The 12,347-nt window shown below is 70.6% G+C and carries 15 protein-coding genes; 7 read left to right on the top strand and 8 right to left on the bottom strand.

The window, feature by feature from the left end; all coding sequences use genetic code 11:
• A partial coding sequence (locus ABTZ89_RS26260) for a histidine kinase N-terminal domain-containing protein (RefSeq protein WP_351049420.1) occupies positions 1 to 465 on the bottom strand: 465 nt, incomplete at its 3' end.
• A 186-nt stretch (positions 466 to 651) separates the two neighbouring features.
• Between ABTZ89_RS26260 and ABTZ89_RS38980 the strand changes: the two genes are divergently transcribed.
• Positions 652 to 726 carry a 50S ribosomal protein bL37 gene (locus ABTZ89_RS38980; protein WP_103908190.1) on the top strand — a complete coding sequence of 25 codons (75 nt, stop codon included), beginning with the start codon at positions 652 to 654 and terminating at the stop codon, positions 724 to 726.
• A 79-nt stretch (positions 727 to 805) separates the two neighbouring features.
• Here the strand turns inward: ABTZ89_RS38980 and rsrA are convergent, their stop codons facing one another.
• Both rsrA and ABTZ89_RS26250 read right to left on the bottom strand, forming a co-directional pair.
• Positions 806 to 1,138: a mycothiol system anti-sigma-R factor gene (rsrA, locus tag ABTZ89_RS26255; RefSeq protein WP_270949048.1), complete on the bottom strand. Its 333-nt coding sequence runs from the start codon at positions 1,136 to 1,138 to the stop codon at positions 806 to 808.
• Positions 1,135 to 1,782 (bottom strand): sigma-70 family RNA polymerase sigma factor, encoded by a 648-nt coding sequence (locus ABTZ89_RS26250; protein ID WP_408641845.1) that lies wholly within the window; start codon positions 1,780 to 1,782, stop codon positions 1,135 to 1,137. Before ABTZ89_RS26250 ends, rsrA begins: the two co-directional genes overlap by 4 nt.
• A 226-nt stretch (positions 1,783 to 2,008) precedes the next feature.
• Here ABTZ89_RS26250 and ybaK point away from each other — a divergent pair, with 226 nt between their 5' ends.
• Complete coding sequence (ybaK, locus tag ABTZ89_RS26245) at positions 2,009 to 2,485, top strand: Cys-tRNA(Pro) deacylase (RefSeq protein ID WP_270949046.1); 477 nt, start codon at positions 2,009 to 2,011, stop codon at positions 2,483 to 2,485.
• Positions 2,486 to 2,776: 291 nt separating this feature from the next.
• On the opposite strand, the gene ABTZ89_RS26240 is transcribed toward ybaK, so the two are convergent.
• The 3 genes from ABTZ89_RS26240 to ABTZ89_RS26230 are packed head-to-tail and all read right to left on the bottom strand — an operon-like array spanning position 2,777 to position 4,888.
• Positions 2,777 to 3,388 carry an alpha/beta hydrolase family protein gene (locus ABTZ89_RS26240; RefSeq protein WP_270949045.1) on the bottom strand — a complete coding sequence of 204 codons (612 nt, stop codon included), beginning with the start codon at positions 3,386 to 3,388 and terminating at the stop codon, positions 2,777 to 2,779.
• The gene (locus ABTZ89_RS26235) at positions 3,385 to 4,101 is read right to left on the bottom strand and encodes an SOS response-associated peptidase (RefSeq protein ID WP_270949044.1); all 717 of its coding nucleotides are present in this window, start codon (positions 4,099 to 4,101) and stop codon (positions 3,385 to 3,387) included. The genes ABTZ89_RS26240 and ABTZ89_RS26235 overlap by 4 nt, the downstream gene beginning before the upstream one ends.
• Before the next feature lie 22 nt (positions 4,102 to 4,123).
• On the bottom strand, positions 4,124 to 4,888 hold the full coding sequence (locus ABTZ89_RS26230; protein WP_270949151.1) for an SOS response-associated peptidase: 765 nt from the start codon (positions 4,886 to 4,888) through the stop codon (positions 4,124 to 4,126).
• Between the two features lie 177 nt (positions 4,889 to 5,065).
• On the opposite strand from ABTZ89_RS26230, the gene aroA reads away from it, so the two are divergent.
• From aroA to ABTZ89_RS26210, 4 genes are all read left to right on the top strand, one after another.
• Positions 5,066 to 6,334, top strand: a complete 1,269-nt coding sequence (aroA, locus tag ABTZ89_RS26225; protein ID WP_351049413.1) for a 3-phosphoshikimate 1-carboxyvinyltransferase — start codon at positions 5,066 to 5,068, stop codon at positions 6,332 to 6,334.
• A 16-nt stretch (positions 6,335 to 6,350) separates the two neighbouring features.
• Entirely contained in the window at positions 6,351 to 7,355 is a 1,005-nt protein-coding gene (gene rsgA / locus ABTZ89_RS26220) for a ribosome small subunit-dependent GTPase A (protein WP_351049410.1), read from the top strand.
• Between the two features lie 195 nt (positions 7,356 to 7,550).
• Positions 7,551 to 8,411, top strand: a complete 861-nt coding sequence (locus ABTZ89_RS26215; RefSeq protein ID WP_351049407.1) for an SCO4651 family lipoprotein — start codon at positions 7,551 to 7,553, stop codon at positions 8,409 to 8,411.
• 98 nt (positions 8,412 to 8,509) lie between these two features.
• A complete protein-coding gene (locus tag ABTZ89_RS26210) occupies positions 8,510 to 9,319 on the top strand; it encodes an SCO4651 family lipoprotein (RefSeq protein WP_351049404.1) in 810 nt (269 codons plus the stop codon).
• Between the two features lie 52 nt (positions 9,320 to 9,371).
• On the opposite strand, the gene ABTZ89_RS26205 is transcribed toward ABTZ89_RS26210, so the two are convergent.
• Together ABTZ89_RS26205 and ABTZ89_RS26200 are read right to left on the bottom strand one after the other, a co-directional pair.
• Positions 9,372 to 9,875, bottom strand: a complete 504-nt coding sequence (locus ABTZ89_RS26205; protein ID WP_270949039.1) for a DUF6912 family protein — start codon at positions 9,873 to 9,875, stop codon at positions 9,372 to 9,374.
• An 80-nt stretch (positions 9,876 to 9,955) separates the two neighbouring features.
• The gene (locus ABTZ89_RS26200; RefSeq protein ID WP_270949038.1) at positions 9,956 to 11,392 is read right to left on the bottom strand and encodes a WS/DGAT/MGAT family O-acyltransferase; all 1,437 of its coding nucleotides are present in this window, start codon (positions 11,390 to 11,392) and stop codon (positions 9,956 to 9,958) included.
• A gap of 84 nt (positions 11,393 to 11,476) precedes the next feature.
• On the opposite strand from ABTZ89_RS26200, the gene ABTZ89_RS26195 reads away from it, so the two are divergent.
• A complete protein-coding gene (locus ABTZ89_RS26195; protein ID WP_270949037.1) occupies positions 11,477 to 12,238 on the top strand; it encodes a TrmH family RNA methyltransferase in 762 nt (253 codons plus the stop codon).
• Positions 12,239 to 12,347 lie beyond the last annotated feature (109 nt).

The following is a 12,347-nucleotide window of genomic DNA, read 5'->3' as shown; positions in this document are numbered from 1 at the left end:
GCACAGGTCCGCGGCGCTGCCCAGGTAGGAGATCTCCAGCGGGCTCGGCACCCGCGGCACCGCGAGGTTGGTGTCGCGGCTGAGCACCGCCACCACCTCGTCGCCGAGCCGGACCGGGATCGTCTCGCGGCGCACCGGCACTCCGAGGTGCCAGCGCGGGTCCTCCTCGCGGCAGATCCGGCCTTCGCCGGCCGCGCGCCGCAGCTGCGGGTGCTCGTCCTGGGTGACCTCGGTGCCCACCACGTCCTCCGGGTGGGCGGTGGGGGCCGTCGTCGGCCGGGCCTGGGCCACGCACATGAAGCGGGCCTCGGGATCCTCCTGGGGGCCGATCGGCACCCACAGCAGGAAGTCGGCGAAGGACAGGTCCGAGAGCAACTGCCACTCGGCGACCACGAGCTGCAGGTGGTCGGCCGCGGTACCGGACAGCCCGGTGTGCTCGGCGAGCAGGTCACTCAGCGTGGACAAGATCAGCCCCTCTCCTCACCGCGGCCCGGTAGGCCCCTGCTTAGGAAACCACGACCGGAACCACCCGCCAGCGGCAGGTGGTGGGCATGTCAAACTGGGAGCTCGAAACCCCAGCGGAGACCGGGTCGGCCGCGACGGCCAGACAGGTCACCGGACTGGTCGGACAGCAGAGCTCGAGGAGGCGCCATGGGCAAGCGGGCCCGCAAGAAGAAGGACCGTAAGAAGAACAAGGCCAACCACGGCAAGCGCCCCAACTCGTGAGCGCCGGCGGCACCAGCCGTCGAACACGCGAATGGCCCCGGACCTTTGATTTGGTCCGGGGCCATTCAGCGTTCTGAGGTCATTCGATCGAGGTTCGTTTGGTCCGTACCTCGACGGAGGTGCCGTCGGGACCCTGCTCGACGGTCACCTCGGCCTTGCTCAGGACGGCTTCCCTGATCGAGCTCCGGAGCCGTTCCTTCAGCTCCGTCGGCGCGTGCTCACCGCTGCACTTGCGGTGCAGCAGGGCCTTGATGTGCTCCTCGATGCCGAAGTGCTCCAGGCAACTCCCGCAACCGTCGAGGTGCTCCTGCACCGCAGCACGTCGCTGCTGGTCGCACTCGTTGTCCAGGAACAGCCACACCTCGGCGAGCACGTCCTCGCAAGAGGCTTCGTCGGACCCGCCGCAATTCATGAAGTGCTCACCTCCCGCTGGGTCTCCCGCAAGAAACCGCGATCGCGGGCGACGTCGGTGAGCATCTCACGCAGCTGCCTGCGACCACGGTGCAGCCTCGACATGACGGTGCCGATGGGCGTGCCCATGATCTCGGCGATCTCCTTGTACGCAAAGCCTTCCACGTCCGCGAGGTAGACCACCATGCGGAACTCCTCGGCCAGCTGCTGCAGCGCGGCCTTCACATCGGTGTCCGGCAACCGGTCCAGCGCCTCGACCTCGGCCGAGCGCAACCCGCTGGAGGTGTGGTTCTCCGCCTGCGCGAGCTGCCAGTCGGCGATCTCATCCGTCGGCTGCTGCTGAGGCTGGCGCTGCCGCTTGCGGTAGCCGTTGATGTAGGTGTTGGTGAGGATGCGGTACAGCCAGGCCTTCAGGTTCGTGCCCTGGGTGAACGACTTGAACGCGGAGAACGCCTTGAGGTAGGTCTCCTGGACCAGGTCCTCGGCGTCCTGGGCGTTTCGCGTCATGCGCAGAGCCGCACCGTAGAGCTGGTCCAGCAGCGGCATCGCGTCCTGCTCGAAACGCGCGGCGCGCTGCTCTTCGGTCTCCTCGGTGCGGTCGGAGTCGCGCCCAGTCACGTCCGGGTGCTCTGGGGTGCTTGGCACCGGGCTCCTTTCCCGCCGCCTGGACGGAGTGACAGCAGGCGACGAACCCATGCGCTCGTTCGCATGGTCCAGGTTCGAGGATACGCGCGCCCTACTGCGACTACCTGTCGGTGACGGCCGTTCGCGCTCGGGGCGCTCCAGCACGCAGGTGTTCGTCGAATCCATGGTCACAGCCCGTCCAACGGACTCCCGCGACCTGTTATTCCGGCCTTCTAGAGTGACGCGCATGGCAGGTAAGGGCACTCCCGCTACGGCGCTGCTGGCCAAGCGCAAGGTTCCGCACGAGGTGCACGCGTACGAGCACGATCCGCGCGCCGATTCCTACGGGCTGGAGGCCGCCGAGGCGCTCGGCCAGGCTCCGGAACGGGTCTTCAAGACGCTGGTCGCGGAGGTGGACGGCAAGCTCGCGGTCGGCGTCGTGCCGGTCACCGGGCAGCTCGACCTCAAGAAGCTCGCGGCGGCGCTGGGCGGGAAGAAGGCCAAGATGGCCGAGGTGGCGGCGGCCGAGCGCGCCACCGGTTACGTCGCGGGCGGCATCTCGCCGCTCGGGCAGAAGAAGCGGCTGCCGGTCGTGATCGACTCCTCCGCCACCGGCTTCGACACGATCTGCTGCAGCGCGGGGCGGCGCGGCCTGGAGATCGAACTCGCCGCGGCGGACCTCGCCGGGCTGCTCGACGCGGTGCTCGCCGACATCTCCGCTTGATCAGCGCGCGGGGGAGTGGCCCGGCGGACGATGACGAACCACTCCCCCGACGCTGGTGCCACTGCCGCGCAACAGTCGCACCGGGGAACCGAACGGGCTTGGGGGATGGCGCCCAGTCCGGGAGGTGGGGAGTCCGCTGCGCGAAACCGGATCGCGGTGGGGGCGCCGAACTCTCCGCATGATCGTCCGAAGTTGACGCGAACGGAGCAACGCCATCGATTTCAGATGGTGATTGTCGCAGGTCGGAGACCTGCGAGATCACTCGTTCAGGGAGCTGCGCTCTCGAACGGGCTAGTCGATCAGGCGGAGGACTCGGCCCAGCCATTCCTGGGTCGCGCGGAAGACCGCGTCGACGTCGGCCTTCAGCGAGTGGTCGCCGGGCACCAGGACGACCTCGCGGTTGTGCGACGGCTCGGGCTGGCCGAAGGCGTCCCGCTCCCCCTGCACCACCAGCACCGGCGCTTCGACCCCATCGAGCTCCGACATCCGGGACTTCTCCGGCTTGCCGGGCGGGTGCACCGGGAACGCCAGGCACAGCACCGCCGAAGCCGCCCCGTCCTCCGCGGTCCGGCACGCCACCCGCGCGCCGGAAGACCGGCCGCCGAAGAGCAGCGGGAGATCGGCGAACCACCGCTCGCCCAGGTCCTCGGCCACCGCGAGCCACGCCGCGTCCAGCTGCTTGGCCGGGGCCGGGGCCCGTCGGCCGGCCACCCGGTACGGCTGCTCGACGAGCGCCACGTGCACGCCGGCCTCGGTGGCCGCGCGGGTCGCCGCCACCAGGTCGGGCGCGGCGATGCCGCCACCCGCGCCGTGCCCGAGCAGCAGCGCGGCTCGCCCCTCTTCGGCGCAGTGCAGCTCGGCCCGAGCCGGGCCGTGCGGAGTTTCGACCTCGACCCTGGTCATGACTCGAACAGCGCTGCCTGCTCGGCCGGTTCGGGCACCGGATCGGTCTGCCGCAGCAGGTCCGGGTGGTTGTTGCGCATGCTGTTCACCTCGGTGGAGACGGGGTGGAGCACCAGATCGTCGAGCATCCCCTCCGCCGGGGTCAACAGCTCGCTGATCTCGCTCCGCTGCGGGTCGAGCCAGTCCGCCCACCGGTCCTGCGGCAGCACCAGCGGCATCCGGTGGTGCACGTCGGCCAGCTCCCCGAGCGCGTCGGTGGTGACCACCGCGCAGGTCACCAGCGGCCGGTCGGTGGAGTCCGGCGCCCACCAGGCGGAGAACACCGCGGCCATCGCCAGGCTCGCCCCGTCGCGGCGCCGGCACAGGAACGGCTGCCGCCGCCGGTCACCCGGCTTCCACTCGTACCAACCGGTCGCGGGCATCAGGCAGCGGCGGCGCCGCGCGGACTCGGCGTAGGCGGGTTTGGTGGTGATGGACTCGGCACGGGCGTTGATCATCGGCGGCCCGCTGTTCATGTCCTTCGCCCACGTCGGCACCAGACCCCAGCGCACCGGGCGGATGCTGCGCTCGGCACCGCGCTGGACGACGATCGGCACCGTCTTCGTCGGTGTCACGTTGAAGTCCGCGAGCACCTCACCGCCGGTGCGATCAGCTGCCGCGAACTGCTCGGCCAGCACCGCCGGATCGTGCTCGACGGCGTACCGACCACACATCAGAACTCCACCCCGCGTCGACTCACTTCAGCCCGGGGTCCAAACCTACCGCCTGCGGTTGCGGCTCGAGCGGCACGCGTTCGACCAGTTCGGCACCGTTGTTGCGGACGTTGTTGACCGCGGTGGACACCGGGCGCAGCTCCAGCCCGGCCACCAGTTCCTCCGACGGCGGCGCGAGCAGGTCGGACACGTCCGGCTGGTCCGGGTCGAGCCAGTGCGCCCAAGCGCTGGACGGCAGCAGCAGCGGCATCCGGTCGTGCACCTCGGACAGCTGCCCGATCGCGCCGGTGGTCAGCACCGAGCAGGTCACCAGCGGTTCGGCGTCCTCGACCTTCGGGTCGCGCCAGGTCGCGAAGATGCCGGCCATCGCCAGGCTGGAGCCGTCCGGGGAGGTCATGAAGAACGGTTGCTTGCGGTCGCCTTCGCGCTTCCACTCGTACCAACCGTCGGCCGGCACCAGGCACCGGTAGCGCTTGATCGAGGTGCGGAAGGCGGGTTTGGTCGTCACGGTCTCGGACTTGGCGTTGATCATCCGGCTGCCGATGGACTTGTCCTTGGCCCACATCGGCACCAGGCCCCAGCGCATCACGCGGACGCTGCGCTCGGTCCGCTCGAGGTCCTTCTCCCCCGCCTCGTCCTGCGGGTGCCGCTGCACCACGGTCAGCACGCGCTTGGTCGGCGCGACGTTGAAGTCCGCGCCGGGGGCCGCACCACCGGTGCTGTCCAGGGCGGCGAACTCGGCCGCGAGCTTGCCCGGATCCTTCGTGGAGGCATACCTGCCACACATGCCCGGTCGAACCTCCGTCACCTCGCAGTGGTGTGGTCGATCCCATCCTGGCAGTCCGGATCGTCGCAGGCGAGCGGCGCGAACAGATCGCAGCGGCGAGATGCCACTCCAGCAACTCGCGGCGCCAACGCGCACCCGGCGCTGAATTCTCCGGGCGAGGTGGGGGATCATTGGCCCATGACCCAGCTCTGGCCTGCTCCAACCGCCTCCGGCGCGGTGCGCGCGACCGTCCCGGTGCCCGGTTCGAAGTCGATCACCAACCGGGCTCTGGTCCTCGCCGCGCTCGCCGACGGTCCGTCGACGCTGCGAGCCCCGCTGCGCAGCCGGGACACCGAGCTGATGGCCGGCGCGCTGCGCGCACTCGGCGTCGAGGTGCTGGACGGGCCGGACGGCTCGTGGCAGGTCACCCCCGCTGAGCTGCGCGGACCGGCCGAGGTCGACTGCGGCCTGGCGGGCACGGTCATGCGGTTCGTGCCGCCGATCGCCGCGCTCGCCTCCGGGCAGATCACCTTCGACGGCGACCCGCACGCCCGCAAGCGCCCGCTCGGCACGGTGCTGGACGCGCTGCGCTCGCTCGGCGCCGACATCGACGGCGATGCGCTGCCGTTCCTGGTGCGCGGAACCGGGAAGCTGCCCGGCGGCTCGGTGACCATCGACGCTTCCGCGTCCTCGCAGTTCGTCTCCGGGCTGCTGCTGTCGGCGCCGCGGTTCGAGCAGGGCGTGGTGGTCCGGCACTCCGGCGAGCCGGTGCCGTCGCTGCCGCACATCGAGATGACGGTGTCGATGCTGCGCGCCGCAGGTGTCGAGGTCGACGACCGGGAAGCCGACATCTGGCGAGTGACCCCGGGCCCGATCCGCGCGCTCGACCTGGACGTCGAGCCGGACCTGTCCAACGCCACCCCGTTCCTCGCCGCCGCGGCCGCCACCGGCGGAACCGTCACCGTCCCCGGCTGGCCGGCCCGGACCACGCAGGCCGGCGACGCGATCCGCGACATCCTCGCCGAGATGGGCGCGCAGGTGCAGCTCACCGAGGACGGCCTGACCGTCACCGGCCCCGCCGAGATCAATGCGGTCGACCTCGACCTGCACGACGTCGGCGAGCTCACCCCCACCGTCGCCGCGCTGGCCGCGCTCGCGACCGGCCGCTCCCAGCTGCGCGGGATCGCGCACCTGCGCGGGCACGAGACCGACCGGCTCGCCGCGCTGCAGACCGAGCTGACCAAGCTGGGCGGCGCGGTCGAGCAGACCGAGGACGGACTGATCATCGAGCCCCGACCGCTGCACGGCGGGAACTGGCACTCCTACGCCGACCACCGGATGGCCACCGCCGGCGCGATCCTCGGCTTGCGGGTCCCCGGAGTGCTGGTCGAGGACATCGCCACCACCGGCAAGACCATCCCCGACTTCCCCGGGATGTGGGCCGAGATGCTCGGGGAGTCGGTGTGAGCCCGGAGGCGGTCCGATGAGCAAGCGGGGCTGGAGCCACCTCGACGAGTCCGACGTGCGGGTGCGCCCCGGCAAGGGCAGCCGGCCGCGCAGCAAGCAGCGCCCGAAGCACGCCGACGCCGAGTCCGCGATGGTCGTCGCCGTCGACCGCGGCCGCTGGACCTGCGCGCTGGACGGCCGACCGGACCGGATCGTCACCGCCATGCGCGCCCGCGAGCTCGGCCGCACCCCGGTGGTGGTCGGCGACCTGGTGGACCTGGTCGGCGACACCTCCGGCAAGCCCGACACGCTGGCCCGGATCGTGCGCGTCGCCGACCGCAACAGCGTGCTGCGCCGCACCGCCGACGACACCGACCCCTACGAGCGGGTCGTGGTGGCCAACGCCGAACAGCTGATCATCGTCACCGCGCTCGCCGACCCGCCGCCGCGCCCCGGGTTCATCGACCGCTGCCTGGTCGCCGCCTACGCCGGTGGTCTCGCGCCGGTGCTGTGCCTGACCAAGTCCGACCTGGCCGAGCCCGGCGAGTGGATCAGCACCTACCGCTCGCTGGACATGCCGATCGCGATCACCAGCCTCGACGCGGAACCCGAGCAGCTGCGCGAACTCCTCGCCGGCCGGGTGTCCGCGCTGGTCGGGCACTCCGGGGTCGGCAAGTCCACCCTGGTCAACCGGCTGGTGCCGGACGCCGACCGCGCGACCGGTGAGGTCAGCGGAGTCGGCAAGGGACGGCACACCTCGACGTCAGCGGTGGCCCTGGCACTGCCCGAGCAGGGCTGGGTGGTCGACACTCCGGGAATCCGCTCGTTCGGCCTGGCGCACGTGACCGCCGACGACGTGATCGCGGCCTTCGAGGGCTTCTCCGAAGCAGCGGAGGAATGCCCGCCGAACTGCGGGCACCTGGGCGGTTCCGACGACCCGGACTGCCACCTGGACACCTTCGCGGCCGACGGCGGCGGCGCGGAGCAGCTCGCCTCGCTGCGCCGCTTGCTGCGTTCCCGAGCGGGCCGCGACGACGCCTGACCGCGGAAAAACGCGAATCTCGGCCCACATTTCCCCCGTTCGGGACGCGATCGTCCCCTGTGGCATGACGACTTCGTTGTTAGCGTGGTTCGCGGTCGGCGTGAGCGGAGGATGTTTTCGCAGCTCACGCATGCCGTCGCACGGTTCTCCGCCGTGCGAGCCGAAGAGCCGCCAACGGCCCGAGGAGCGCGCCCGATGTCCCGAGCCCGCACCAGGACCGCGGTGATTTCCGCTGGTCTCACCCTGATCGCAGCACTCGGCGGATGCGCCGGAGAACCACCGGTCCCGACGAACGCCATCGCCGCCAACCCCGATCCCCGTCCCACCGCCGACGCGATGTTGTCCCAGGTCATCAGCAGGATCGACGAACGCGGCAGCACGCGCAGCCAGATCCGCGGCAGCCTCGGCGTGGTCGGCGACCTCACCGCCGACGGCGTCGTGCGCTACCGCGGCCAGCAGACCGATCTCGCGCTCAACGGCCAGACCCGCGGCACCGGCAACCAACCACCGCAGCGGATCGCTCTGTCCATCGTGGACGGAACCGGTTACCTGCAGACCCCGCTGGCCCGCCCCGCACCGGACAAGCCGTGGCTGCGGATCTCCCCCGGCGCGGGCGATTTCGGCTCCAAGCTGCTCAGCCCCGCCCTGGACCAGGTGCAGGAGGCCGTCGACCCGCGCGCCACGTTCAGCGGCGTCGAGAAGGCCACCCGCATCCAGACCAGCGCGCCGGACCAGGTCGACGGCAAGCCCACCACCCGCTACCAGCTGCGCATCGTCACCGCGCAGGCCGCCGACGCGGCCACCGATCCGCAGCAGCGAACCCGGTTCCAGAAGGCCGCCGACGCCGGTGAACCCGAGCTCGAATACCAGCTGTGGCTGGACGAATCCGGCCTGCCCGCGCAGTTCGCGGCCACCGGACAGGTCGCCCAGGCCGGCCAGGTGTCGCTGACCTCGACCTACCGGGATTGGGGCGCTCCCACCGAAATCCGCGTCCCCCCGGCCGAGAAGATCGGCGTGTTCCAGGACGTCCCGCCGCAGGCGCAACGACCGAGGTGACCGGACATACCCAACGAATTGCACCGAAAGTGCGACCTACCGGATCAATGCGCTGTTACGTTCGTCGTATTGCATTCTCCACGCAGAGAGGACGATTCGTGCGTCGCATTGCCACCGCCCTGTCCGCTGTCGCTCTGGCAGCCTCCCTCGGGGCCTGCAGCCAGGGTGGGTCGCCGTCCGGCTCGAACAACGCCGACGAGACCAACTCCGGTTCGTCGATCACGGACGTCTCGTCCCTGGTCACCGCGGCGAAGAGCACCATGGACGAGAAGAAGACGGTCACCGTCTCCTTCGAGGGCACCGGCCCGCTCGCCCAGATGTACGAGAACATGAAGTGCCAGGTCGACGTCGAGAAGGCCGCGATGGGCTGCGGCGGCGGCGCCGTCGAGATGACGATCAACGGCGACGGCATCTTCATGAAGAGCCCGCAGATGGCACAGCTGGCCGGTGACCCGAGCAAGCAGTGGGTCAAGATGCCCGCGACCGAGGAGATGACCCAGCAGTTCGGCGAGCTGGGCAAGATCAGCGACCTCCAGGCCATGCTGCCGGCCGGCTCCAGCATCCAGTCGAGCGCCGAGGAGCAGGTCGACGGCAAGGACGCGACCCGCTACGAGGTCGTGACCGACCTGAAGAAGGCCGCCGAGGAGGCCCCGGAGGCCAAGAAGGCCGGCTTCAAGGTGCTGCTGGACTCCGGTGTCACCGAGCTCAAGCAGACCGTCTGGGTCGACGCCGACAAGCTGCCGCTGAAGGTCGCCATGACCAGCCCGGCGATGAAGGTCCAGGGCCAGGACATCCCGGAGACGAAGCTGACCGTGCGCTACGCGGACTGGGGCAAGCCGGTGGAGATCACCACGCCGCCAGCCGACCAGGTGCAGGACATGCCGAGCACCCCGGGTCTGCCCGGCTGACGGCCGCTGATGTCCGCCGGGCGGTCCAGCACCGCCCGGCGGCCCCACCCCGCTACATCAACTCCAGCAAGAACGGCACTTCCTGCGGCGCGTACCAGGCGAGTTCGTGGTCCTCCGCGTCGCCCAGCGCGAACTCCGCATCCGGATCGCCGAGATCGGCGGCATCGATCACCGCCGCCGCCGCGCGCACCGCGTCTTCAGCTTCCGTCGCGTCCACGTGCACCGCGGCGATCTGCTTCCACTGCACCGGCCCGGACACCTTCACCACCGCGTGGTCCAGATCCGGGCGCAGCGTCACGTCATCGACGTCGGCGGAGATCACCACCCGCCGCATCTCCGGCTTCTCATCAGCGCTCGGCTCGCCGGCGATCAGCCGCAGCGACGCCCGCGACGCCTCCCGCATCGCCGCGTACTCGAGCTCTTCGGTGTCGCCGCTGGCGTAGGACTCGCGCAGCGCAGGCGTCAGCGCGAACGCAGTCCCGCCCAGCGGCTGGAACTGCTTGTCGGCCACCAGTTGCCGAAGCATCGGCAGCGTGGCAGGCAGGTAAACCCTCATGCCTCGACCATCCCCATCTCGTCCTCCACTGCATCAGCTCCGGCTGGAACGCGACCACGACCGGCGGGCGGGGGAATCCCTCACGCCTCGACCGTGCCGATCATCTCGTCCACCGCTTCCCCGATCATCGCCGCCAGCACGTCCACATCGGGCATCGCATCCCGATCGGCGTTCAACCCGAAGTACACGCCGCCGTCGTAGGAGGTCACCCCCACCGACAGCGACTGGTTCTTGGCCAGCGGCACCACCGGGAACATCTCCATCATCCTCGCCCCCGCCGCGTACAGCGGCACCTGCGGTCCGGGAACGTTGGTCACCAGGACGTTGAACAACCGGTCCGAGAACTGGTTGGCCACCCTCGCCCCCAACGCGTGCAGCGTCGGCGGCGCGAACCCCGACACCTTGACCAGCGCCCCCGCCGCCACCGACTGCCCGGACTCCGCGTGCGCCCGCATGGCATGGCTGACCTGGTGCAACCGGACGGTCGGGTTGCCCTCGCCGACCGGCAGGTCGACCAGGTACGCCGAGACCTTGTTGCCCACCGAACCGACCGGCAGGCTGCTGGTCTCCGGGTAGGTCGCGCGCGCCTCGGCGTCGTCGGAGCGGACCGACACCGGGACCATCGCGCGAACCGTGGTCGACGGCGCGACCACCTCACCACGGGACAGCAACCAGTTCCGCAGCGCCCCGGTGACCACCGCCAGCACGACGTCGTTGACCGTGCTGCCGTGCGCCCGCCGCACGGCCCGCAAGTCCTCGAGCCTCGCCCGCGCGACGGCGAACCGGCGCTGCGCGGAGGTCGGCGCGTTCAAGGGCCCGCTGGGAGCGGGAACCACCGCGGTGCGCAGTGCCGAGGCAACACCGCCCAACGCGCGGGTGACCTTCTGCGCCGTGGCCGTCACGTCCACCATCGCCGCGCGAACGTTCTCGACCACCTCGCCCGGTCGCTGCACGGCGTCGGTCATCGCCTCCACCACCAGCTCGGCCAAGGTCGGCTCCGGCCGCGGCATCCACAGCTCGTCGACGTCCGGGACCTCCCGGTTGCGCTCCACGTCGAAGATCACCTGGCCGATGTCGAGCGCACCGATGCCGTCCACCATCGCCTGGTGGGTCTTCGTGATCACCGCGACCCGGTTCTTCGACAGGCCCTCCACCAGGTACACCTCCCACAGCGGGCGGGCGTGGTCGAGCTTGCGCGACATCAACCGGGCGGCCAGGTCGTACAACTGCGCGTCGCTGCCCGGCTTGGGCAGCGCCGAGCGGCGGACGTGGTACGTGAGGTCGAAGTCCTGGTCGTCCACCCACACCGGCCGCGCCAGCTTCCCCGGCACCGGCATGACCCGCTGCCGGTAGCGCGGCACGAACCCCAGCCGGCGGTCGATCAGCGACAGCACCCGGTCGTAGTCGAATCCGCTGCGCGGGCGCCGGAACACCGCAACACCACCGACGTGCATCGGCGTGGTGTAGTCCTCCAGGTAGAGGAAGGACGCGTCTACTGCGGAAAGACGATCGGACATGTCCGCGATCCTGGCACACAACCCGCCCCGCACCGAGGGGTTCCAGTGGCCAGCCGCCCGCAACCGCATGTGACACTTGGTGACGTGACCAGCGAAGTTTCCCCGAAAGACCGATTCGTCACCGTCTACGGCCGCAAGCCCGTGCTGGAGGCGCTGACCGACCACGACCTCCGCGTCGACAAGGTGGTCCTGGCCGAGGGCCTGCGGGGACCGATCATCGAGGAGATCAAGGAAGCGGCCGCCGACCGAGCGGTCCGCGTCCACCGCGCGAGCGCGCACCGGGTCAAGGTGCTGGCCGGCAACGGCCGCCACGACCAGGGCGTGCTGGCCGACGTGGTGGCCCGCAAGATGCGCCCGCTCACCGACGCCCTCGAGGACCCGGCAACCGCGCCGGGCAAGATCCTGCTGCTGGACGGCCTGACCACGCCGGCCAACGTCGGCATGATCCTGCGCACCGCGACGGCCGCCGGGATCGACGGCATCGTGGTGCCGCACCGAGGAGTCGCCAGCCTCGACCCGCTGGTCATCAAGGCCTCGGCCGGCGTCGCGTTCCACGCCCCGGTGCTGCGGACCCGCACCGCTGGTGAAGCCGCGGAGATGCTGAGCGACGCGGGATACCCGCTGTACGCGCTGGAAGCGGACGCCCCGGACACGATCTACGGCACCGAGTTCGGTTCCCGCGCGGTGTTCGTGCTGGGCAGCGAGACCGCGGGCCTGTCCGAAGAGGTGCAGTCCCGGATCACCCAGCCGCTGGCCATCCCGATGGCGGGCGGTGTCGAGTCGCTCAACGTCGCCAGCGCCGCCTCGGTGCTCTGCTTCGAACTCCTCCGCCGCAAGCTCTCCTGAGGCGAACGACCGCGCTTTTGTGCGGGGAACTCACGACGATTCCCCGCACAAAAGCGGTCGGCTAAAGGTTCTGGGGATAGAAGAAGGGCCCCGTTCCCCTGGACGAATC

The organism is Saccharopolyspora sp. NPDC002686 (genome assembly GCF_040295745.1).
Taxonomy (GTDB): Bacteria; Actinomycetota; Actinomycetes; order Mycobacteriales; family Pseudonocardiaceae; genus Saccharopolyspora; species Saccharopolyspora oryzae.
This window is presented reverse-complemented; position numbering and strand designations above follow the sequence as displayed.